Genomic DNA, 21,883 nt, shown 5'->3' with positions numbered 1-21,883 from the left:
GCTTTTCATTTGTTTTAAACTCTTCTAAGCTTTTAGTAAATTCATAGGCATAATCTACATCAACAGATGATAAATAACTGATTGATTACTCCGTCCTTTACTTTATCTTGATCATCTTTTGCCTCTTCGTCCTTACAGCCTGTAAGAGTAAGCCCTACAAGAAACGATATTGCAAGTACTTTTGCTAACTTTTTCATTTATCACATTCCTTTCAACTCATATAGAAATTAATATTATCAAAAAATAATAATTTTTACCACTTTTCTTTATGAATAGAATGGATTAATATAGGATAAAGTTACTTTAAGGAGGTCGATCATTTGTTTAAAAAGCTAGCATCAGATGCATTAGGTATTTCAGACATTGGAGTGGTTGTTTCTAAAGCGGATTTTGATAAAACGGAGTCCGATGATTTTGTCATGCATGAAGCAGGTGAAGTGGTTTATTTTCTTATCAAAACAAAAGCAGATGAGTATTGCTTTACTAACCTTGCCTTAATCCATGTGGATGGAGAGAATGCCCTTAGTAAGAAAAGAACGCTTCGGCGCTATGACTATGCTTACTATCCAATCACCGATGTAGCGCTTGAAACGGCAGGGACTATCGATCTAGATATGGAGATTAAGTTCACGATTGGAAATGTGCCATTAAGCATAGATATCCATAAAAAGTTTGCTACGGAAATCAAAGATCTTTATAAGGCAATCCATACCATATCAACTCAAATGCTAGACAACAAAAAGAAATTTGATATTGCTCAAAATAGCTTAGGCTACGCTGCTCAGTCAGTAGGCAAGATGGAAAGTAAAGACATTACTCCATTGTCTTCGTTCGAATCGATAACCCAGTTTTCCTCCAACTGGATGCTAGAGCAAAAAGATAAATACATGAAAAAAGACTTCAAGGACGTATTTGAATTATTTATAAATGCTTAAAAAGATGCCACTACCTATTATAGGTAGTGGTTTTTATATTTTTTCTCGTAACTAGGAGCAATGTTAGGTTCTCAAAATATCTTCTTATTTCCGAATAATTGGTCTATTATTGATTATATACCATTAATAGGGAGGGAAAGTGGGTAATGGAATCACTTGAACCGAGAAACAGAAGTCGGATACGTATCTACTTTGGAAAGAAGTATTTCCGTATTAAGCGTTATATGGATTGGTATGCTGGGAAGAAAAAGTATGCTTTAAAAAAGCAATCAACAAGAAAATCGGAGATCATTGCGATTCATCAAACCCAGTTACTACGTGAATTAAAAGACGTAGACATGTGGTTGCAGCACAATAAAATTACTAATCTTAAAATAGCTATTAAGCAATTAAATGGTGTCATCGTTCAACCAGGAGAAACACTCTCTTATTGGCGATTGATCGGAAACACTAGTAAGAGAAAGGGATACGTTGAGGGAATGATTTTACACTATGGAAAAGTTACTGTTGGAGTAGGTGGAGGGCTTTGCCAGCTATCAAACCTTATTTACTGGATTACATTACATACACCACTTCAGGTGACGGAAAGGTATCGACATAGCTATGATGTATTCCCGGACTCTAACCGAAGCCAACCTTTTGGAAGTGGAGCTACATGTGCATATAACTACCTGGATTTGCAAATCAAAAATGATACTAAGCAGCCTTATCAACTAGTACTGTATCTAACCAATACCCATTTAGTAGGGGAATGGAGAGCAGATAATCCTTCTACTAGAACATATGAGGTGTATGAGAAGGATCATTTAATTTCCAAAGAATATTGGGGAGGCTATGTTCGACATAACAGTATTTATAGGAGAGTCTATAATATGCAAAATGAATTAATAGACGATGAGTTTATTGCTCAAAATCATGCAATCATGATGTATGAGCCAATGTTAACGACATCTATTGAGTAATAGGAGTTGGTAAAAATGGATGAAAGAAAACAAAAATCCTTGAGTGATAAAATTTTATACGCCGTATTTTGGTTAATCTGTATTTTTTTCTTTGGCTCATTCCTCTTAATTGTAATTGTTTTAACTGGCAATATGCATTATATCTCGCTGTTGGTTACTGGAGTGATTGTACTGTATTTATTTTACCTATTCCATTTGTTTAATTTTTTCACTACTAAAAAAAGAAAGTGGTGGGTTTTAGGGATAATGGGAATGGCCTTAGTGATCAGTGCAATTACTCCAGTCAAAAAGATATATGAGAATAATATTCCGACGGTAGATGCAGAATTAAATGTTTGGGACTATCAACCATTCATGGAGCCTTTAAAAATTGCAACTCTAGAGGAGGAGTCAACATTTAAAATTACAGAGGACTTACCAAGGTTGGACGGAGCAACGGCACTGTATCCTTTGTATGCTTCTTTTGCTCAAGCGGTTTATCCCGAAAAAACATATGAGCCAAGCTCCAGCGAAGTTATGGTAAATACTACCCCTGATGCATACAATAATTTGATCGAAGGTAAAGTGGATATGATCTTTGCTGCGGGGCCATCTAAGGGGCAAATCAACTATGCAAAGCGTAATGGTGTGGAGCTTAAACTTACACCGATTGGAAGAGAAGCGTTCGTGTTCTTCGTCCACCATAAAAATGAGGTAGACGAGCTCAGCCTTCAGCAAATTCAAGATATTTACTCAGGGAGCATTAAGAATTGGCAGGATGTAGGGGGAAGCGACGATTCTATACGAGCATTCCAGCGTCCCGAGGGAAGTGGTAGTCAAACAGCTTTAGAGAATTTAATGGGAGAAACTCCTTTAATGGAAGCACCTACTGAAGATATTGTCAGTGGGATGGGGGGAATCATTGAAGAAGTAGCTCAATACAAGAATTATAAAAACGCAATTGGGTACACATTCCGATTTTATGCGAACGAAATGGTTAAGAACGATCAGATTAAACTATTAAATATAAACGGAATTGCACCTACAAAAGAAAATATTCGTAACAACCAGTATCCAATTGCATCGGAGTTTTATGTAGTGACAGCTAGTACGGATAATCCTCATGTTGATGAGTTTGTAGAATGGATTCTATCTCCTCAGGGTCAGGAGTTGGTTGAGAAAACGGGTTACGTGCCAATGATTGAATAACAAAGAGCTGCTCTTACCCGAAGCAGCTCCTTGCTATTCCGAGATAGAATTTAAATTTTCGTTCAGTTTTTTGGCTTGTAGACGGAAATAGTAGTAGAATGCCAGCCAATGTAAAATATAAACAACAATGAAAATTGCCAGGCCAATTCCAAAGCTTAACAAAGTAAATGGTATCCAGCCAATAAAGAAAGCTAAGATAAAGTATGCTACGAAGACGGTAAGAAAATGGAAACCGGTAGCCTGCATCATAGTAAAACGCTTATTTTCAAAGTAGAGTGGGGTTACTGTAAATAACCAACCACAAAATATAGAGCCTAAAGAATTTTTTAGAAACAAAGCCCCGTTTAACGTTTCTTTGTCGCTAAAGAGTACTACCCCACTTGTAAAAACTACTGATATGAATGCTCCAAAGAAAATCCCAATCATACTTCTAAACAAAAATGTTTTCATTTATTTTTTCCTCCTATTCATTTTCAGTGCGTCCTTAATGTGAGCGACGTATGTCCTAGACACATATTCCTTTGCTCCGGATTTAAAATACACACATAGCGTTCCATTGAAAGAAGCTTCAAATCGATTAAGCTCATAGAGGTTTGCTATAACAGATTTTGATAAACGTATAAATTTGCTTGATGGCAGCATTTCCTCTAGCTCATATAGCTTTTCCTTTAATTTGTATGAGCCGGTTGCGGTTACTGCATAGACTGCTTCCTGATCTGTATGAAAATAATGAATATCCGCGGGCTTTAAGATGTGTTGCATTTCATCGATTTTTCCAACTAAAAATTCTATTTCACTGCCTTTTATAAATTCCAGTAAGTCCTGGACTGGTCCATCTAGCGTAGGTGTTTCAATTTTAACCAACGTCTCTTTAAAATCACTATCAATATTTAACGATACTTTCATCTTTGACACCTCTCTTCTTTAATAGTGTAAAGGTTCTGATAATAATTGTCTTTAGATTTTCCGCTTGTGCATGAAGCGAATAATAAGAACCGATACAAATAGAAGTACTCCAATATAGCTTCCAGCGAGAATTGTTTCAATAGTTAGAGAGAGCTGGCCGTTCCATACATCTATAAACATGTTATTCATATGATAGAGTGGGTTAAGCTTTGCTGATACTTGTATAAAGTTTGGCATTAGGTTAATTGGCTGTGCGAAGCCGCCGGTAAAAATAACGATTTGCATAATAACGATAGAAAATACAAGAGCACTGTTTATATTATCAAATAAGGAATAAATAGCAGATGCCATGATTAGTAAGACAATGTTCATAGCTATAAAAAAAGCATAGGAAGAAAACATATCGAGTAGGACGAAGGATAAATCATACATAACTAATCCAATGCTAAGTATCATAAGATAACCTAAGGTCGTAATAATAATCGCTCGTAAAATGCTTGAGGCGAGTAAAATGTTTTTGGGAACAGGAGACAAGCGTATTCGTTTTTCCACACCAGTTATACGGTGGTTAACCTGATCAAAGCCAAAAGCAAAAAATATTACTGTAAATGTGATGAGTAATATAAAGGATGGTGTGTAAGATTGAGCATAGTTTAGACCATGATCATACGTCATTTCCCCATATAACTGTCCCATAAAAATATACGTTACGGGTGGGATAATAATGGTGAAAAACATATAAAAGACTTCTCTACTAAACATAAGTAAATCATATTTTAATTGTGTAGCTAGCATTAGAATTGCCTCCTAAATATCAACTTTTTGAAGATAAAAATCATGTACAGAACGATAGCCTAAAGCTAAAATACTGTCAGTAGTTGAAAAAACTTCAGTTATTCCATTATTGATAAGTAAAACCTTGTCACAGTATATCTCCACCTCATCCATATTGTGGGTAGTCAAGATGACAGTGCCCCCAGTGCGTTCATTGTATTCAGTAATATAAGACCATAACAAATTACGCATATGTGGATCTAATCCGGTAGTTGGCTCATCTAATATAAGTAGCTTGGGCTCGCACAAAAATGCAATCGCTAGGCTAACAATCTGCTTCCAGCCACCTGATAATTTATCGAAATACTTGTGGCGATGGGGATCTAACTTGAAGTCATGTATAATTTTTTCTAAAGCAATGGAGGACCTATAGTAAGACCTAAACAATTTTAATAATTCCTCCACCTTTAATGTTCGATAAAATTGGGTTGGCTGAAGAACGACAGCAATTTGTTTTCTAAGTTCTTCTAAACGGCTCATGGAGGCTAATCGAATGTCTTCTTCCAACACATAGACAATTCCTGTATCAAATTGTTTGATGGTCATAAGAATTTCTAAAAAAGTAGATTTACCTGCTCCATTTTTTCCTATCACCCCTATGACTTCTCCAGGTGACGCTTGAAAATCTATTCCTTTTAAAAACTCCTTCTCCCCGTACGATTTTTTAAAATTTCTAACTTCAATGATATGCACAAATATCACTCCCGTTTTTCTTATAAACTAATTGTATGATGAGATGAGGTGGTATTCGAGCGTATTTCGGTAAGAGGTATTTTAGTTTGGCCAACCTGTAGGAATTGATAGGTCAGTTGCATTTAACTACTAAAAGGAAGTATATTGATAGTATCAAAGGAGGAATTCTAATGAGTCAATCATTCTTAAACAAAGTAACCCCCCTTATCAATCATGAAGAGAGATTGGTCAGAGAATTTGCATCGTATGTACTAAATGAATTTCCGTTTACGCCTAGTAAGGTGGTAAATGAACAACTGACGAATGCATTACATGCTGATGATAAAGAAAGAGATACTATTCTAGTCTGGGGACAAGAAAATAACGTTACAGAAGAAACGTTCCCGATTCTGATGAAGCTCCTCCAAAAGGTAAAGAAATCGAAGAGACATCTAGTCCTTCAATATGTGATGAACCTTCCCTCTGAGGTTCTAGTAGATAAAGCAGATCAGCTTACTCCCTATATAGGAACGGATTATACTGATTTTAATAAGCTATTATTGGAGGCAAGCGAGGATACACTTTGGAAAACGTATGAGGACGTTGTGGGTGACGTTAACCGCGATGGCTTTAATGCACTTGAATTTCAAAAGTCGAAAAAGCTGCTTGGGCGACTGATTGATATTGGCAGCTATGGGAAACAGGAAGTAGAGAAGACCCTTCAGCAAGAACTAGGGGAAAAGTTTTTCTCCGTGTTTGGTATTTTGGCAGTAAGAGCGGTTGGCCTCCTACAGTTAAACGAATATATACCTACACTTGTATCCCTACTAGATAGAGAAGAAGAAATTCTATTAGAAGAATTGGCAGTTGCGTTAAGTAGCTTTCAGACGGATGACGTAGTAGAAGCAGTTGCTCCATATGCGATGAAGAATGAGACGTGTATTTATGCTGCTAGTATCTTAAAAGAAACAAAAACTGAAAAGGCAATAGAAGTGCTGGTAAAAAGCTACGACAAGTTAGATGAAAGCGGTAAAGAAACTGTTATCGAATCTCTAACAGCCCAATTAACAGAGCAAGCCTTCCCGTTGATAGAGGATTATCTCCATAACGGCTATCATGGTGGATTAATTGATCTTGAACAGACGCTTTATGCGTTCTATACAGTAATGGGACGTTCCCATCCATCTATGGAAGAGTGGAAGCAAATTGCCGAACAAAACGCCATAGAATTCGAACAAGAGCAACAAGCACAAGCACCTCAGCCAGCAGTAAGCGAAAAGGTCGGTAGAAATGATCCCTGTCCTTGTGGTAGTGGAAAAAAATATAAAAAATGCTGTGGGAAATGAAATATTAAGCATAGCCATTTAAATTAAAAATGCTGCCGGACTCATATGCCCGGCAGCATTTTATGCTAGCTTAAATTTATTTATTTCCTCTTGTAAGTCCTGTGCATTTTGTGAAAGTTCAACTGCTACACCGCTGACCTGTTCCATGGTAGCAGTCTGTTCCTCAATAGCGGCAGCAATACCTTCAACATTGGAGGAAGCATTTGTAGCCCCGTTAGCGATTTCCATGGCAGAAGCAGAAACTTGTTCAGCAGATGCGGAAATCTCTTCAGAAGTAGCTGAGATCTCTTCGATTTGAACGTTCATCTCTTCTACTGCAGTAACGATTTCTTGAAAAGCATGGCCGGCATCTCCAATAATCTTCACCCCAACTGTTACAGATCCTAGGGATTCCTCAGCTGCTTTTTCTACATTGCCTGTATCTAGTTTGATATCCTTGATCAAATCAACAATTTGATTGGCAGATTGTCTAGATTCCTCAGCAAGCTTACGAACCTCGTCTGCAACAACTGCAAATCCTTTCCCATGTTCGCCAGCTCGTGCTGCTTCAATCGCCGCATTGAGAGCCAATAGGTTAGTCTGCTCTGTAATATTCGTAATTACATTAGTTATATTTTCAATTTCCAAGGTTTGTTTACTTAGTTTTTGAACTAAATTATTCATCATCTCAGAGGAATGATTTATGGTGTTCATCTGTTCACTTGCCTGTTGAATAATCTTACCTCCAGCCAGTGCCGTTTGATAAGTTTGGTTCGAGTTGTCGTATAAGTGCTGTGTCGATTCGGCAATTCGTTGAACTCCCGTTGCAGTCTCTTCCATAGCTCGAGAACTTTCATTGGCCGACTGGGCAGCAGAAGATGAGGCTTCTAAAGTATCATTAGCTCGGTTAGCCATTTCATTTGTAGAAGCAGTTACCTCTTCGGTGCTTGCGGATAGCTCTTCGGCAGCCGCACTTAGATGCTCTGAATTTTCATGGATTCTTTTAAGTAACATTTGAAGATTATTTTTCATTTGATTAGTAGCTGTAGCTAGCTTTCCAATTTCATCATTGGAAGAGTAGTTCAAATCCTCCACCGATAAATCTCCAGTAGCAATTATTTCGGCTGCGTCTACCATTTTTATTAACGGATTAGAGATTTGCTTACGAGTGAACCACATAAGGAGAACTCCATTTAGCAAAACGAATACTAACATAACAATTGCTACAATGTTAGATAGAGTCATTGCACGATCTGTTTCTTGAGAGATTTTTTTCAATTCGTTATCCTGATAATCAAGCATTTTTTGTGCAACTTCTAATATACCATCGTTAGCCGGAGTAATTCGATCCTTTAAAATTCTTGATCCAGAGCTCATAACACCCGTTTTTGCATATTCCAAATATATCTCTGATGCTTCGTTGAACTCGTTTTTATAAACATAAATCTCCTCTACGTAAGCTTTCATTGTTTTAGAGCTAGCAAGAGAAGCTATTTGAGCAATTTGCTCATCAACATACTGGATATAGTATTCAAGCTGCTCCTTCGTTTCCGGAGAATTATCGATTAACAATTCTTGAGAATATTGCCCCTGCATTCCAATACCAAAACGTATTTCGTCAATTACTCGTAATTGGGTGACTCTATAATCAAGCGCCTCATCCACCTTAGATTCTACATTAGCAGATGTAAGCATAGCTGTTACAGTAGAGATTAATAACAAAACTATAATGACGATAAATGCGATGTTTAACTTTTTTCCGATACTCATAAGCTGCCTTCTTTCCATAAATATAATCACCTCGTTTTTATCGGCTAAAAGTATTGGTATTTGAAGTGAATTTATGGGAAATTATTGATAATTGGAAGTTATTGATAAAAAGTTAATAAATAAATTATCTTAATAAAACATGGTTGACATGGAGTTAACTCCACCCTATAAAGTAAAAATAGGGGAGGGGTGCTAAATGGAGATAATCGTGTACAGTTTAATATGTATGTATGGGATATTAACAATGATCGCTGGAATGGTACAATGGAAGGAAAAGGGTTTATCGATACGTTCCTTATTGTTTGTCGTCGTATCGCTTGGTATGATTGCTAGTGTTTTTATAACAGACATGAGGTTAAGTTTAATAGTGATATGTTTTATATGTATACATGTTCTAGCTCTATGGGAGGGGCTACAGACAAAGAGTAAAGTTAGCTATAGTCATCATATCTTTCGATTTATGTTTCATGTCATGATTGTAATAGGAGTGATATTATGAGAATTGGAGAATTTGCTTCACGTACTGGGGTAAGTAAAGATACTATTCGTTATTATGAAAAGATCGAACTATTAAAACCCACCATTATGAACTCATACCGCCACTATACAGATGAGGATATACTCTCTATTCAGGCAATCATTAAGTTAAAACAAAATGGTTTTTCCTTACAGGAGATAAAGCTACTATTTGATTGGACTAACCATGTGGATAAAGATAATAAATTAACAGACCACGAAACAGAGAAGCTACAATTGTTAAGGGAGTTATTTCAAGAAAAATACCGGGATTTAATAGAGAAAGAAAAACAAATTATCCAAATAAAAGAGGTGCTTCTACGAGTAGATAGGAAGGTAGAGCAATTACTTGGAGGAAAAAGAGATGAGACCACAACTAACTAAAGATATAAACATAGAAGAATTTAAACAGTATTATTGGTTAAAGGAAGAGCTCCAAGCGTTTTGTAGAGAGCACCTTTTAAGCCCAGCTGGTTCGAAAGGAGAAATTGCTAATCGAATAGAGGTATTCCTTCACTCAGGCAAAATACTCCAGCCAGTCAGAAGAGCTAAAATCTCTAAAGTAGAAGAACCACTTTCTTTGGATACTGTTATAACAGAAGGACATCGATGTAGCCAACAAGTAAGGGCATTTTTTCGGGAAGTCATTGGACCGAAATTTCATTTCTCTACTTATATTCAAAATTATTTTAAAAACAATATAGGAAACACATACCGTGATGCGGTGAACGCTTGGATGGAGGAGGAGGAGCGTAAGAGAGATCCGGCTTACTCGAAGGCGATTGCACCTCAATTTGAATATAACCAATTCATAAAAGACTTCTTTGCGGATTCTAACAATAAAGGAAAAACACGTCAGGAGGCTATCCAAGCATGGAATGCTATTAAGCAGCTTCCAGGAAGTAATACATATCAAAAATAAAAAGCCGTACACTCGAATTGCTTCGAGTGTACGGCTTTTATCAAGTTAATTCCGAAGAATTAAAGTTTTACGATGTTAACTGCTTGTGGTCCGCGGTTACCTTCTTCGATATCAAATTCAACTTTTTGACCTTCGTCAAGAGATTTGAATCCGTCACCTTGGATAGCTGAGAAATGAGCGAATACGTCGCTTCCACCTTCAACCTCGATAAATCCAAAACCTTTTTCTGCGTTAAACCATTTTACTGTACCTTGTGTCATGTAAAAAACCTCCATAAAATAAATTAAATAATATAAATCTTTCAACAGATAAAAAAATTCACATATTAGAAAAAGTATCGACAAACATTTCACGATCACTTTTTGTAATATGTGAATTCAATGTTTTCTTGATGAAGCAATTTAACTATTGAACTTAGTATATAACGTTTAATGTCATTTGTCCAGTAATGTACTTAGGTTATTTAAAATTCTTTTATTAACCGTATAAGTATTAGCACTTAAGTCTACTGCTTTTCTTAAAGGTAACGCAGTGATACCAGCACTTGAGGACCTTAAATAGAGTGAATAGTCATTCATTTTATGGTATTCTTTTCTAAAATAAATCTTTGTTTATAGGGGTGGATGAGATGCTTTTCAAGAAACAATTCGATGTTTCGACTAAAAGTGGGGTAATAATGGCGAATGGAAAGGTGTCTTTTCAAGGCGTGAGGTTAAATGTACATTGTTTCGTGGTAGATGGTGTCCTCATTGATACGGGATCACAGTCACTAGAGAATGAGCTCAAGCCTTTTTTGAAGCAGCAAGAGGTGGAGAAGGTCATGATTACTCATCATCATGAGGACCATACTGGCTGTGCTGCTTATATGCAGGAGCTGGGGAAACGCATCTATATGAAAGAACATTTCATAGATCACAGTCAAAAGAAAGCAGACTACCCCCTTTATCGCAAGCTATTTTGGGGGAAGAGACAGCCCTTTAAAGCTAATCCGTTAGGCGAGACATTTACCTCTAAATCAGCTACATGGGATGTTATCCCTACACCTGGTCATGCCAAGGATCATGTAGCATTTCTCAATAAACAAACGGGTCAATTGTTTACAGGTGACCTTTATTGCCAAGAACGAACAAAGATTATACTTCGAGAAGAAAGTATTCCAACCATCATAGAATCCCTTCAACGGGTCCTCACCTATGATTTTGGGGACGTATATTGTTGTCATGCAGGGTATTTAGAGAAGGGAAGAAGATACTTAGAGAGAAAGCTACATTATTTATTAGAGATGCAGCAACATATTTTGCAGCTTCACGCCGAGGGGAAAAGTGAAAAAGAGATTACCAGTATTATTTTTCCAAAGAAATATCCTATTAATTGGTTTTCTATGGGTGAGTGGAGCTCCTTTCATATCATCCGCTCCGTTATTAACGAGCAGTAGTATGAAAAGGACTAGATACATAGTGGAGTCCTTGCCTGACGGGCGGACTAGCTTTACGTGGTTTATATACAAGTCATATTTACTAAAGTGATTCTCTATTCGAGCGGCAATAGACCCTGCTAAAATACATTAAATAGAATACTTGCATAAGCCTACTCCCAAAAGTAGTTTTTACTCGATGAAAACCGCTTAATACCGTATGATTAAAGGAGGAAGGTGAATTTATTTGAAAGCTTATATTTTAAAATTATCATTTGAGCACGTAGATCCGAAGGTGTGGAGACGGGTTATTCTGCCGGCAGATGCGACATTTAATAGACTTCATGAGACCATTCAATACGTGACAAATTTCCGAAGCACGATGGAAGCTTATCATTCCTTTGGAATAGCAACAAACGATAAATACATTACGAATAATGAAACGATCTTACATGAGTATAAAGGAAAGAAGTACGAAGGTAGAGAGGTTAAACAGCCAACCCGTATCAAGATTGACCCGTATCTTCAGGAAATGGGTCACCTCATTTATAACTACGACTTCGGAGACGATTGGCGTATTCGTATAGAGCTAGAAGAGACAGTTGAGGATTACTATTTTGGTTTTCCTACTATATTAGAGGGAGAAGGAACTGCCCCACCCGAAGATGTCGGTGGTCCCCCAGGGTTTGAAGAGTTTAAAGAAATTATGGATAATCCAAATCATCCTGATTACTTACATATGTTTGGATGGGCAGAGCAACAGGGGTATAAACCATTTGATATAGACAGAACAAATGACTTGTTAAAATTTGTGAAATACAAAAAAACAGAATGGGACAAAATCGACCATGATAACTATCTTGTTCTTTCGGATAAGTATCGAGGTGTGAAATCCACCCCACAAGGTGACATAGAAGACAAGGAAACCGTATTAAAGTATGTAGTTGCTTGTACCAACCTTTATGGGGTCATTGATTTCCCTAAATTTCTAGAGATTTATAATGCACAAAACAATAAAGCATTGACGAGAAATGAATTATTGTCATTGATTGAAACTTCTATGGAATCGCTACAAAATCAATTTGTACGTGTGGATAAAGATGAATTCATACATACAACGATACGTCCCAATGACTATAAAATCATAAAGGATAATGCGAACGGGAAGCCTTATTATATCCCAGCAAAGGAAGAGCTTCTTCGATATGCGGATGCGAACTATTATGAAGCAACAATCTATCAAGAAAAGCTTGCTTCCATGATGCAAAAGGATTTCTTTGGTGGCAGCTCCTTAATGATTAAAGAAAACATGGATCAACTAATCCGTGAGATGCAAACAGTCGGCAGTAGTATTAATATGGTGGCACAGCAATTTGCGGTACGTCATCAAATACAAGAACAGGAACTTTTTAATAAGTATGTACAGGCAATTGCCTTCGTATCTGTAACAACTCGCCTTTGGATCAATAGAGGACATACGCCTCACGAGATCACATTGATGGAGCAGCCAGACCTAAAAATAGCCTCAACTAAATCAGAGACTACAAAAACTGATACAAAGGTTGGCCGAAATGACCCTTGTCCTTGCGGCAGTGGTAAAAAGTATAAAAAATGCTGTGGTAAATAAGTTAGGGAAAGAGATCAGGACAAAAGTTCCCTCAAAATAGAGCGTAGTTGTTTTCCATTACAGCGGACGCTTTCCGGGGGCACGACTTCAATCTCCTCGTCGCCTTGCTCCTGCGGGGCTTTCAGCTCGTGCTTTTCCCCCAGGAGTCGCCGCTCTCCTCTCCAAACAACAATAATAGAGAGTTTTTTATTAAAATCGGTTACCACTAAAGTAAAGACGTGAAATCAGCAACTTGATTTCACGTCTTTTAATTTATTGACTAGTTATATCCCAGCTCTTTTATATTTCAAAAAATTTCTCAGAATGCATTTTACCTTTATAATACGTGCGTTCTGCAAAAGTAATGTTTTGGTTTTCGTCCATTAGCAAAACAGTCGAGGAGCGTGTACCGTAGTTTGGCATTTTGATAAACAGAGGAGATAGGCTGCGTTCAAGCTCTATTCCTACACCAGTATCAGGAAGCTCAGAATCCTTTGCTACACTCTCGTCTGTTAACAAGTCAAATAGAGGTCCTACTTCTATGTTATCTAATAGAAGATGTTCAGCTAAACTCTGCTTTCCTTTTTCTACCTTAGGCCAAGGTGTATTCAAGGTATGATTGCTTAAGCTATGTGTACCAGGTGAAACTTCATTCATTTCATCAAGGATGTTGTTATAGTGGAACAATTGATGGCTATCCCCAATGACAATATTATAGCCGCCATAGCTGTCTCTATTTTTCTTTAATTCCTCGATAAAATCTAGTGGGTCCTGATGTCCGATCAAAAAGTTGCGCACAATTTCTCCTCGAGAAAGATGACCGGGCTCAAGCTGTGGATCACGAAAGTTTGTCAACGCAGCAAAGCGACCAGCTTTAGAAACTCCAAGCCATGTACCCATTTGCAGTAAATCACGTCCTGCAAGTATAGATGGATGGTCTTCCCAAAAATGAGCGGATTCAGTCGGACGCTCATAAAATTCATCCCGATTGGCAACAACTATTAGCGGATAGGTAGGATGAGTTTGAAATTGAAAATTAACAAGACACATAATGATTGCTCCTCTTTATACTAGTTTGTCAGATGATAACAGAAACTCTACTTATATACTTACCTTATTATATCAACTCGAATTTAACGAGTGTCTGCTTTTATTGAGGAAAAGTGGTAGGATAAAATGGAATAAACGATTTAATGGAGATGAACGATATTGAGTAATACACATATTTTTTCTAAACGCGAAGAGCTAGCAAATGCAATCATACACGGAGTTGGTACGATTTTGAGTATAGCTGCACTTGTTATTTTGATTGTTTCATCCGTCAAGTATGGGGATGCATGGCATGTGGTGAGTTTCACCCTGTTTGGAGCATCCATGGTGCTATTGTTTACGTCGTCGACCCTGGTACATGCTTTTCCGGCAGGGAGAGCTAAAGACTTTTTTGAAATCATGGACCACTCCTCTATTTATTATCTGATAGCAGGCTCCTACACACCACTTCTATTTATAGTAGTAAAATGGCCGCTTGGTTGGACGTTGTTTGGTATCATGTGGGGGCTAGCAATAGCAGGTACTGTGTTCAAAGCCTATTTTGTTAAGCGTTTTTTACATACCTCCACGATTCTATATGTAGTGATGGGCTGGCTAATAGTATTTGCATGGAAGCCCCTAATCACGAACATGTCTACAGAGGGCCTTGTTTTATTGGCACTTGGTGGCTTGCTATATACCGGAGGAGCAGTCTTTTACGTGTGGAGAGGCTTTCCATATCATCACGCAGTATGGCATGTATTTGTTCTTGTAGCTGCTATTTTAGTTTTCTTCGCTATCATGACACTATTGCCTATACCTGCATAACCAAGGAGGATATCATATGTATGACCCAACTGTCTTCGAAAATATAAAGGTTGCATTTGAAAATCATGTATATGATCTAGACAATATAGAACGTAAAATAAATATAATTAACCGAACAGACCGGATGGACTTCTCCATCTTAAAAAGAGAATTTTCTATTGAGTTTGTCCTATCCGATAAACCAGCAGTCTCGGCTGAAATTATAATAGAGGCATCCTTGGAGGAGCTCGCCTCTGAAATTATGGAGATACCCGGAAAAGATCCAGGATGTACACTCCAGTTAAAATTTCAAAAAGATATAATGGATGTGTCTGCAGAGTGTAAGAGTATTGAGTTAGCCCTAAAGCAAATATGGGAAGGTGACATAACCATCAAGCAGCATGTGAGCTTTGAATACGGACACTTGGAGGAAAACTATGTAAATACAATTTCGCTAAGCTTCCAGCAAAAAATCAAAGAGGATAATATAAGTGAAATAGATGACTTCCTCACTAGTGTAATCGAATCGCTGGAACTTCTTCATCACATAAAATAAATTAAAGCAGCAGAAAGTAAGGGGATTACTTTTCTGTTGCCTTTTTTATATAGAAAGAAGACATATCTTATTTTAATAAATTCTGGATAGCTAGAAGAAGAAACGGGCTGTGTAGACGCATGATAAACTAACCAATAGAAGGATAGTAAATTAAGATATAGTTTACAAGACATATACGCACCATTAAAAAGCCTTTGATAGTGCTGATTTTGAAGAGGTAATAAAACTCCAACAGTATCTTTTTAAAAAAGTTTTTAAAAAGTGTTGACTTATAATATAAACGAGAGTAATATAGTAGAAGTCGCCAAGAGGTAAACAAGTTTGGCTGACACAATGAACATTGAAAACTGAACATGCAAAACGTTAAGACATACAGCATCAACAAGCTTCGGCTTGATTGACGCAAAACAATTTTTGACATCATTTAATGATGATGCCAGCAAAACAAAATGAGCTTTTTAAGTTCTCTATTATGGAGAGTTTGATCCTGGCTCAGGACGAACGCTGGCGGCGTGCCTAATACATGCAAGTCGAGCGGATGATGAAGAAGCTTGCTTCTTCTGATTTAGCGGCGGACGGGTGAGTAACACGTGGGCAACCTGCCCTGTAGATTGGGATAACTCCGGGAAACCGGGGCTAATACCGAATAATCCATTACCTCACATGAGGAAATGTTAAAAGACGGCATCTCGCTGTCACTACAGGATGGGCCCGCGGCGCATTAGCTAGTTGGTGAGGTAACGGCTCACCAAGGCGACGATGCGTAGCCGACCTGAGAGGGTGATCGGCCACACTGGGACTGAGACACGGCCCAGACTCCTACGGGAGGCAGCAGTAGGGAATCTTCCACAATGGACGAAAGTCTGATGGAGCAACGCCGCGTGAGTGAAGAAGGTTTTCGGATCGTAAAACTCTGTTGTGAGGGAAGAACAAGTACGAGAGTAACTGCTCGTACCTTGACGGTACCTCATTAGAAAGCCACGGCTAACTACGTGCCAGCAGCCGCGGTAATACGTAGGTGGCAAGCGTTGTCCGGAATTATTGGGCGTAAAGCGCGCGCAGGCGGTCCTTTAAGTCTGATGTGAAAGCCCACGGCTCAACCGTGGAGGGTCATTGGAAACTGGGGGACTTGAGTACAGAAGAGGAAAGCGGAATTCCAAGTGTAGCGGTGAAATGCGTAGAGATTTGGAGGAACACCAGTGGCGAAGGCGGCTTTCTGGTCTGTAACTGACGCTGAGGCGCGAAAGCGTGGGGAGCAAACAGGATTAGATACCCTGGTAGTCCACGCCGTAAACGATGAGTGCTAAGTGTTAGGGGGTTTCCGCCCCTTAGTGCTGCAGCTAACGCATTAAGCACTCCGCCTGGGGAGTACGGTCGCAAGACTGAAACTCAAAGGAATTGACGGGGGCCCGCACAAGCGGTGGAGCATGTGGTTTAATTCGAAGCAACGCGAAGAACCTTACCAGGTCTTGACATCCCGCTGACCGGCCTAGAGATAGGCTTTTCCCTTCGGGGACAGCGGTGACAGGTGGTGCATGGTTGTCGTCAGCTCGTGTCGTGAGATGTTGGGTTAAGTCCCGCAACGAGCGCAACCCTTGATCTTAGTTGCCAGCATTCAGTTGGGCACTCTAAGGTGACTGCCGGTGATAAACCGGAGGAAGGTGGGGATGACGTCAAATCATCATGCCCCTTATGACCTGGGCTACACACGTGCTACAATGGACGGTACAGAGGGTCGCAACCCCGCGAGGGTGAGCAAATCCCATAAAACCGTTCTCAGTTCGGATTGTAGGCTGCAACTCGCCTACATGAAGCCGGAATCGCTAGTAATCGTGGATCAGCATGCCACGGTGAATACGTTCCCGGGCCTTGTACACACCGCCCGTCACACCACGAGAGTTTGTAACACCCGAAGTCGGTGGGGTAACCCTTTTGGGAGCCAGCCGCCGAAGGTGGGACAGATGATTGGGGTGAAGTCGTAACAAGGTAGCCGTATCGGAAGGTGCGGCTGGATCACCTCCTTTCTAAGGATATATTCGGAATACAGATCTTTATCTGTATCTTAACGTTTTGCAGTTCAGTTTTGAATGTTCATTCTATATGAGCATTTAAAGCTTTTTAACTTGTTCTTTGAAAACTGGATAAAACGACATCAAAAAAAGAAACAAACGCAAGATATTCAAATTGTGATCACTTACGTGATTGCAAGTGTAGTACTTTTAACTTTTAGGTTAAGTTAATAAGGGCGCACGGTGGATGCCTTGGCACTAGGAGTCGATGAAGGACGGCACTAACACCGATATGCTTCGGGGAGCTGTAAGTGAGCTTCGATCCGAAGATTTCCGAATGGGGAAACCCACTGCCCGTAATGGGGCAGTACATTTGCGTGAATACATAGCGCATCTGAGACACACCCAGGGAACTGAAACATCTAAGTACCTGGAGGAAGAGAAAGAAAATTCGATTCCCTGAGTAGCGGCGAGCGAAACGGGAAGAGCCCAAACCAAGAGGCTTGCCTCTTGGGGTTGTAGGACACTCTATACGGAGTTACAAAAGAATGAGCTAGACGAAGCGACCTGGAAAGGTCCGCAGGATAGGGTAAAAGCCCCGTAGTCAAAAGTTCATTCCCTCCAGAGTGTATCCTGAGTACGGCGGAACACGTGAAATTCCGTCGGAATCCGGGAGGACCATCTCCCAAGGCTAAATACTACCTAGTGACCGATAGTGAACCAGTACCGTGAGGGAAAGGTGAAAAGCACCCCGGAAGGGGAGTGAAATAGACCCTGAAACCGTGTGCCTACAAATAGTCAAAGCCCGTTAACGGGTGATGGCGTGCCTTTTGTAGAATGAACCGGCGAGTTACGATTACATGCGAGGTTAAGTTGAGAAGACGGAGCCGCAGCGAAAGCGAGTCTGAATAGGGCGAATGAGTATGTGGTCGTAGACCCGAAACCAGGTGATCTACCCATGTCCAGGATGAAGGTGAGGTAACACTTACTGGAGGTCCGAACCCACGCACGTTGAAAAGTGCGGGGATGAGGTGTGGGTAGCGGAGAAATTCCAATCGAACCTGGAGATAGCTGGTTCTCTCCGAAATAGCTTTAGGGCTAGCCTCAAACGTTAGAATCTTGGAGGTAGAGCACTGTTTGGACTAGGGGCCCATCCCGGGTTACCGAATTCAGACAAACTCCGAATGCCAATGATTTATGTTTGGGAGTCAGACTGCGAGTGATAAGATCCGTAGTCAAGAGGGAAACAGCCCAGACCACCAGCTAAGGTCCCAAAGTATTTGTTAAGTGGAAAAGGATGTGGCGTTGCTTAGACAACCAGGATGTTGGCTTAGAAGCAGCCATCATTTAAAGAGTGCGTAATAGCTCACTGGTCGAGTGACGCTGCGCCGAAAATGTATCGGGGCTAAACAAATCACCGAAGCTGTGGATTGATACCTTTGGTATCAGTGGTAGGAGAGCGTTCTAAGGGCGTTGAAGTCAGACCGGAAGGACTGGTGGAGCGCTTAGAAGTGAGAATGCCGGTATGAGTAGCGAAAGATGGGTGAGAATCCCATCCACCGTATGACTAAGGTTTCCTGAGGAAGGCTCGTCCGCTCAGGGTTAGTCGGGACCTAAGTCGAGGCCGATAGGCGTAGACGATGGACAACAGGTTGATATTCCTGTACCACCACCCCACCGTTTGAGTGATGGGGGGACGCAGTAGGATAGGGTAAGCGTGCTGTTGGTTATGCACGTCCAAGCAGTGAGGTGTGAGTGTAGGCAAATCCGCACTCTGTAACATTGAGCTGTGATGGCAAGGACGTATGTCCGGAGTTCCTGATTTCACACTGCCAAGAAAAGCCTCTAACGAGGTGGGAGGTGCCCGTACCGCAAACCGACACAGGTAGTCGAGGAGAGAATCCTAAGGTGAGCGAGAGAACTCTCGTTAAGGAACTCGGCAAAATGACCCCGTAACTTCGGGAGAAGGGGTGCTCTTTTGGGTGAATAGCCTAGAAGAGCCGCAGTGAATAGGCCCAGGCGACTGTTTAGCAAAAACACAGGTCTCTGCAAAACCGTAAGGTGAAGTATAGGGGCTGACGCCTGCCCGGTGCTGGAAGGTTAAGAGGAGTGCTTAGCGCAAGCGAAGGTGCGAATTGAAGCCCCAGTAAACGGCGGCCGTAACTATAACGGTCCTAAGGTAGCGAAATTCCTTGTCGGGTAAGTTCCGACCCGCACGAAAGGCGTAACGATCTGGGCACTGTCTCAACGAGAGACTCGGTGAAATTATAGTACCTGTGAAGATGCAGGTTACCCGCGACAGGACGGAAAGACCCCGTGGAGCTTTACTGTAGCTTGATATTGAATTTTGGTGCAACTTGTACAGGATAGGTAGGAGCCTTAGAGCCCGGAGCGCCAGCTTCGGAGGAGGCGTCGGTGGGATACTACCCTGGTTGTATTGAAATTCTAACCCATACCCGTAACCCGGGTAGGAGACAGTGTCAGGCGGGCAGTTTGACTGGGGCGGTCGCCTCCTAAAGTGTAACGGAGGCGCCCAAAGGTTCCCTCAGAATGGTTGGAAATCATTCGAAGAGTGTAAAGGCAGAAGGGAGCTTGACTGCGAGACCTACAAGTCGAGCAGGGTCGAAAGACGGGCTTAGTGATCCGGTGGTTCCGCATGGAAGGGCCATCGCTCAACGGATAAAAGCTACCCCGGGGATAACAGGCTTATCTCCCCCAAGAGTCCACATCGACGGGGAGGTTTGGCACCTCGATGTCGGCTCATCGCATCCTGGGGCTGTAGTCGGTCCCAAGGGTTGGGCTGTTCGCCCATTAAAGCGGTACGCGAGCTGGGTTCAGAACGTCGTGAGACAGTTCGGTCCCTATCCGTCGTGGGCGTAGGAAATTTGAGAGGAGCTGTCCTTAGTACGAGAGGACCGGGATGGACACACCGCTGGTGTACCAGTTGTTCTGCCAAGGGCATCGCTGGGTAGCTATGTGTGGACGGGATAAGTGCTGAAAGCATCTAAGCACGAAGCCCCCCTCAAGATGAGATTTCCCATTACGCAAGTAAGTAAGATCCCTCAAAGACGATGAGGTAGATAGGTTCGGGGTGGAAGCGTGGCGACACGTGCAGCTGACGAATACTAATCGATCGAGGACTTAACCAAATGGTTTGTTTCTAATATGATGTCTTTTATCCAGTTTTGAGTGAACAACTCAAAAGTCTAGTGATGATGGCGAAGAGGTCACACCCGTTCCCATACCGAACACGGAAGTTAAGCTCTTCAGCGCCGATGGTAGTTGGGGGTCTCCCCCTGCAAGAGTAGGACGTCGCTGGGCACCAAAGAAAGTCGTTACCGAGTAATCGGTGGCGGCTTTTTTGTTTTGTCTTTTTTTAAAGTCTAAGGATAACCTCTATTTTACTAGAAGATTTAATCTTTCACCTGAAACCTCACATTATTTTAAACTAAACAATATTAATGTTACTCTAGTAATAGATAAATAAAGTAAGGGGGATTCTATGTTCTTAGAGGATCTAACAAAAAAATTACAGCATAGTCAGCCACTATTTATTGGTGAGGATACAGCTCTGCGCTCAGCCATTCTCCTTCCACTTGTGCAAGTGGAAGGAGAATGGCATATGTTGTTTGAGGTGCGTTCCTTAACGATGCGAAAACAGCCCGGAGATATTAGTTTTCCAGGCGGTCGTATCGACACTACAGATGCCTCTCCATTGGAAGCTGCAATAAGAGAAACACATGAAGAGTTAGGAATAGACCCGACATCTATAAAAATTCTTGGTCAATTGAGCCCTTATATTGCTTCTTCATCTTTCGTAGTCTATCCATTTGTGGCGACCATTGATCATCACCAAATCGAAAATTACAACAAACAAGAGGTTGAAGAAGTATTTACAATACCAATTAGCTGGCTATTAGACTATGAGCCTTATATGCACACTGTCTCTGTTCAATCTATGCCACCGATGGACTTTCCTTATGAAAAAATATTTAATGGGGACAAATATCAATGGAGACCTAGAGATATTGAGGAATGGTTTTACGATTATAAAAACTATACAATCTGGGGATTAACTGCACGAGTGTTAAAGCATTTTATAGAAACGATCAGAAGTATTAAGAGGTAAGCAAAAAACTCTATGTAGGTCACTATGATAAAGGAAACAAAAACTTTAAAAAGTATTTCAAAAAGATTCTCTACTGTTTAGAGGGTCTTTTTATTTTTGTAGTAATAATTCCAAAATACTATATCTCTTTAATTCTAAATGCTTATTTTTGTATAACTTACCTTGTTTCTTCTGAATCATTTTAGTGCTAAATACTAGACTTCTCTTTACCTTTCTATATAAAAAATGGAATATTATAGATAATGTAAGATTGCTAGAGGAGGAGAAATTATGTCTATCTGGTGGGGAATATTGTATAATAAA

General features: G+C 40.3%; 20 protein-coding genes and 3 rRNA genes. 15 read left to right on the top strand and 8 right to left on the bottom strand.

The features are described from left to right. Positions 1-59: 59 nt before the first annotated feature. Entirely contained in the window at positions 60-197 is a 138-nt protein-coding gene (locus NSQ95_RS16900) for a hypothetical protein (protein WP_342559994.1), read from the bottom strand. 123 nt (positions 198-320) lie between these two features. Here NSQ95_RS16900 and NSQ95_RS16895 point away from each other — a divergent pair, with 123 nt between their 5' ends. The 3 genes from NSQ95_RS16895 to NSQ95_RS16885 all read left to right on the top strand — a co-directional run bounded on the left by NSQ95_RS16895 (position 321) and on the right by NSQ95_RS16885 (position 3,085). Further along, positions 321-935, top strand: coding sequence for a PH domain-containing protein (locus NSQ95_RS16895; RefSeq protein WP_169361130.1), 615 nt, complete (start codon positions 321-323; stop codon positions 933-935). 146 nt (positions 936-1,081) lie between these two features. Continuing rightward, positions 1,082-1,897, top strand: coding sequence for a VanW family protein (locus NSQ95_RS16890; RefSeq protein WP_340881835.1), 816 nt, complete (start codon positions 1,082-1,084; stop codon positions 1,895-1,897). 15 nt (positions 1,898-1,912) lie between these two features. Beyond that, the gene (locus NSQ95_RS16885) at positions 1,913-3,085 is read left to right on the top strand and encodes a substrate-binding domain-containing protein (protein WP_342559993.1); all 1,173 of its coding nucleotides are present in this window, start codon (positions 1,913-1,915) and stop codon (positions 3,083-3,085) included. 33 nt (positions 3,086-3,118) lie between these two features. Here NSQ95_RS16885 and NSQ95_RS16880 read toward each other — a convergent pair whose 3' ends face one another. Genes NSQ95_RS16880 through NSQ95_RS16865 form a run of 4 tightly spaced genes read right to left on the bottom strand, consistent with a single transcriptional unit; the run spans position 3,119 to position 5,518 of the window. Beyond that, the gene (locus NSQ95_RS16880) at positions 3,119-3,535 is read right to left on the bottom strand and encodes a DUF3021 domain-containing protein (RefSeq protein WP_340881838.1); all 417 of its coding nucleotides are present in this window, start codon (positions 3,533-3,535) and stop codon (positions 3,119-3,121) included. Next, positions 3,536-3,991, bottom strand: a complete 456-nt coding sequence (locus NSQ95_RS16875) for a LytTR family DNA-binding domain-containing protein (RefSeq protein WP_251557081.1) — start codon at positions 3,989-3,991, stop codon at positions 3,536-3,538. It abuts the gene before it with no gap. Positions 3,992-4,042: 51 nt separating this feature from the next. Further along, complete coding sequence (locus tag NSQ95_RS16870) at positions 4,043-4,786, bottom strand: ABC transporter permease (RefSeq protein ID WP_298470234.1); 744 nt, start codon at positions 4,784-4,786, stop codon at positions 4,043-4,045. A gap of 12 nt (positions 4,787-4,798) precedes the next feature. Continuing rightward, positions 4,799-5,518, bottom strand: a complete 720-nt coding sequence (locus NSQ95_RS16865; protein ID WP_340881843.1) for an ABC transporter ATP-binding protein — start codon at positions 5,516-5,518, stop codon at positions 4,799-4,801. A 170-nt stretch (positions 5,519-5,688) separates the two neighbouring features. On the opposite strand from NSQ95_RS16865, the gene NSQ95_RS16860 reads away from it, so the two are divergent. Further along, positions 5,689-6,843, top strand: a complete 1,155-nt coding sequence (locus NSQ95_RS16860; protein ID WP_340881844.1) for an SEC-C metal-binding domain-containing protein — start codon at positions 5,689-5,691, stop codon at positions 6,841-6,843. 60 nt (positions 6,844-6,903) lie between these two features. Here the strand turns inward: NSQ95_RS16860 and NSQ95_RS16855 are convergent, their stop codons facing one another. Then, on the bottom strand, positions 6,904-8,592 hold the full coding sequence (locus NSQ95_RS16855; protein WP_340881845.1) for a methyl-accepting chemotaxis protein: 1,689 nt from the start codon (positions 8,590-8,592) through the stop codon (positions 6,904-6,906). A 189-nt stretch (positions 8,593-8,781) separates the two neighbouring features. On the opposite strand from NSQ95_RS16855, the gene NSQ95_RS16850 reads away from it, so the two are divergent. The 3 genes from NSQ95_RS16850 (at position 8,782) to NSQ95_RS16840 (ending at position 10,030) form a co-directional block, all read left to right on the top strand. Continuing rightward, a complete protein-coding gene (locus tag NSQ95_RS16850) occupies positions 8,782-8,925 on the top strand; it encodes a hypothetical protein (RefSeq protein WP_340881847.1) in 144 nt (47 codons plus the stop codon). A gap of 162 nt (positions 8,926-9,087) precedes the next feature. After that, entirely contained in the window at positions 9,088-9,492 is a 405-nt protein-coding gene (locus NSQ95_RS16845; protein ID WP_340881848.1) for a MerR family transcriptional regulator, read from the top strand. After that, positions 9,473-10,030, top strand: coding sequence for a DUF6434 domain-containing protein (locus tag NSQ95_RS16840; protein ID WP_340881849.1), 558 nt, complete (start codon positions 9,473-9,475; stop codon positions 10,028-10,030). Before NSQ95_RS16845 ends, NSQ95_RS16840 begins: the two co-directional genes overlap by 20 nt. A gap of 59 nt (positions 10,031-10,089) precedes the next feature. Here the strand turns inward: NSQ95_RS16840 and NSQ95_RS16835 are convergent, their stop codons facing one another. Beyond that, a complete protein-coding gene (locus tag NSQ95_RS16835; RefSeq protein WP_169361140.1) occupies positions 10,090-10,290 on the bottom strand; it encodes a cold-shock protein in 201 nt (66 codons plus the stop codon). Positions 10,291-10,658: 368 nt separating this feature from the next. On the opposite strand from NSQ95_RS16835, the gene NSQ95_RS16830 reads away from it, so the two are divergent. Both NSQ95_RS16830 and NSQ95_RS16825 read left to right on the top strand, forming a co-directional pair. Beyond that, positions 10,659-11,465 (top strand): MBL fold metallo-hydrolase, encoded by an 807-nt coding sequence (locus NSQ95_RS16830; protein ID WP_340881852.1) that lies wholly within the window; start codon positions 10,659-10,661, stop codon positions 11,463-11,465. Positions 11,466-11,691: 226 nt separating this feature from the next. After that, on the top strand, positions 11,692-13,071 hold the full coding sequence (locus tag NSQ95_RS16825) for an SEC-C metal-binding domain-containing protein (protein WP_340881854.1): 1,380 nt from the start codon (positions 11,692-11,694) through the stop codon (positions 13,069-13,071). Positions 13,072-13,350: 279 nt separating this feature from the next. Here NSQ95_RS16825 and NSQ95_RS16820 read toward each other — a convergent pair whose 3' ends face one another. Next, positions 13,351-14,100 carry an NRDE family protein gene (locus NSQ95_RS16820; RefSeq protein ID WP_340881855.1) on the bottom strand — a complete coding sequence of 250 codons (750 nt, stop codon included), beginning with the start codon at positions 14,098-14,100 and terminating at the stop codon, positions 13,351-13,353. 159 nt (positions 14,101-14,259) lie between these two features. On the opposite strand from NSQ95_RS16820, the gene NSQ95_RS16815 reads away from it, so the two are divergent. From NSQ95_RS16815 to NSQ95_RS16790, 6 genes are all read left to right on the top strand, one after another. Next, a complete protein-coding gene (locus tag NSQ95_RS16815; RefSeq protein ID WP_342559992.1) occupies positions 14,260-14,907 on the top strand; it encodes a hemolysin III family protein in 648 nt (215 codons plus the stop codon). Positions 14,908-14,923: 16 nt separating this feature from the next. Further along, entirely contained in the window at positions 14,924-15,442 is a 519-nt protein-coding gene (locus NSQ95_RS16810) for a hypothetical protein (protein ID WP_340881858.1), read from the top strand. Positions 15,443-15,911: 469 nt separating this feature from the next. Next, positions 15,912-17,466, top strand: a 16S ribosomal RNA gene (locus tag NSQ95_RS16805). A gap of 205 nt (positions 17,467-17,671) precedes the next feature. Next, positions 17,672-20,600, top strand: a 23S ribosomal RNA gene (locus tag NSQ95_RS16800). Between the two features lie 56 nt (positions 20,601-20,656). Continuing rightward, positions 20,657-20,772, top strand: a 5S ribosomal RNA gene (gene rrf / locus NSQ95_RS16795). Together the 16S, 23S and 5S rRNA genes form the textbook arrangement of a ribosomal RNA operon. A 181-nt stretch (positions 20,773-20,953) precedes the next feature. Further along, positions 20,954-21,580 carry a CoA pyrophosphatase gene (locus tag NSQ95_RS16790; RefSeq protein WP_340881859.1) on the top strand — a complete coding sequence of 209 codons (627 nt, stop codon included), beginning with the start codon at positions 20,954-20,956 and terminating at the stop codon, positions 21,578-21,580. Positions 21,581-21,883: the final 303 nt, after the last annotated feature.

Origin of the sequence: Psychrobacillus sp. FSL W7-1457 (genome assembly GCF_038593405.1) — a bacterium.
Taxonomy (GTDB): Bacteria; Bacillota; Bacilli; order Bacillales_A; family Planococcaceae; genus Psychrobacillus.
Note: the sequence above shows the minus strand (reverse complement) of the source record. Positions and strands in the feature narration are given on the sequence as shown.

Bases quoted from the DNA above. Each gene is read 5' to 3' on its own strand.
- NSQ95_RS16820 (WP_340881855.1), bottom strand. From the start codon at position 14,100: ATGTGTCTTGTTAATTTTCAATTTCAAACTCATCCTACCTATCCGCTA.
- NSQ95_RS16810 (WP_340881858.1), top strand. From the start codon at position 14,924: ATGTATGACCCAACTGTCTTCGAAAATATAAAGGTTGCATTTGAAAAT.
- NSQ95_RS16880 (WP_340881838.1), bottom strand. From the start codon at position 3,535: ATGAAAACATTTTTGTTTAGAAGTATGATTGGGATTTTCTTTGGAGCA.
- NSQ95_RS16835 (WP_169361140.1), bottom strand. From the start codon at position 10,290: ATGACACAAGGTACAGTAAAATGGTTTAACGCAGAAAAAGGTTTTGGA.
- NSQ95_RS16790 (WP_340881859.1), top strand. From the start codon at position 20,954: ATGTTCTTAGAGGATCTAACAAAAAAATTACAGCATAGTCAGCCACTA.
- NSQ95_RS16855 (WP_340881845.1), bottom strand. From the start codon at position 8,592: ATGAGTATCGGAAAAAAGTTAAACATCGCATTTATCGTCATTATAGTT.
- NSQ95_RS16890 (WP_340881835.1), top strand. From the start codon at position 1,082: ATGGAATCACTTGAACCGAGAAACAGAAGTCGGATACGTATCTACTTT.
- NSQ95_RS16845 (WP_340881848.1), top strand. From the start codon at position 9,088: ATGAGAATTGGAGAATTTGCTTCACGTACTGGGGTAAGTAAAGATACT.
- NSQ95_RS16860 (WP_340881844.1), top strand. From the start codon at position 5,689: ATGAGTCAATCATTCTTAAACAAAGTAACCCCCCTTATCAATCATGAA.
- NSQ95_RS16830 (WP_340881852.1), top strand. From the start codon at position 10,659: ATGCTTTTCAAGAAACAATTCGATGTTTCGACTAAAAGTGGGGTAATA.
- NSQ95_RS16885 (WP_342559993.1), top strand. From the start codon at position 1,913: ATGGATGAAAGAAAACAAAAATCCTTGAGTGATAAAATTTTATACGCC.
- NSQ95_RS16900 (WP_342559994.1), bottom strand. From the start codon at position 197: ATGAAAAAGTTAGCAAAAGTACTTGCAATATCGTTTCTTGTAGGGCTT.
- NSQ95_RS16870 (WP_298470234.1), bottom strand. From the start codon at position 4,786: ATGCTAGCTACACAATTAAAATATGATTTACTTATGTTTAGTAGAGAA.
- NSQ95_RS16840 (WP_340881849.1), top strand. From the start codon at position 9,473: ATGAGACCACAACTAACTAAAGATATAAACATAGAAGAATTTAAACAG.
- NSQ95_RS16875 (WP_251557081.1), bottom strand. From the start codon at position 3,991: ATGAAAGTATCGTTAAATATTGATAGTGATTTTAAAGAGACGTTGGTT.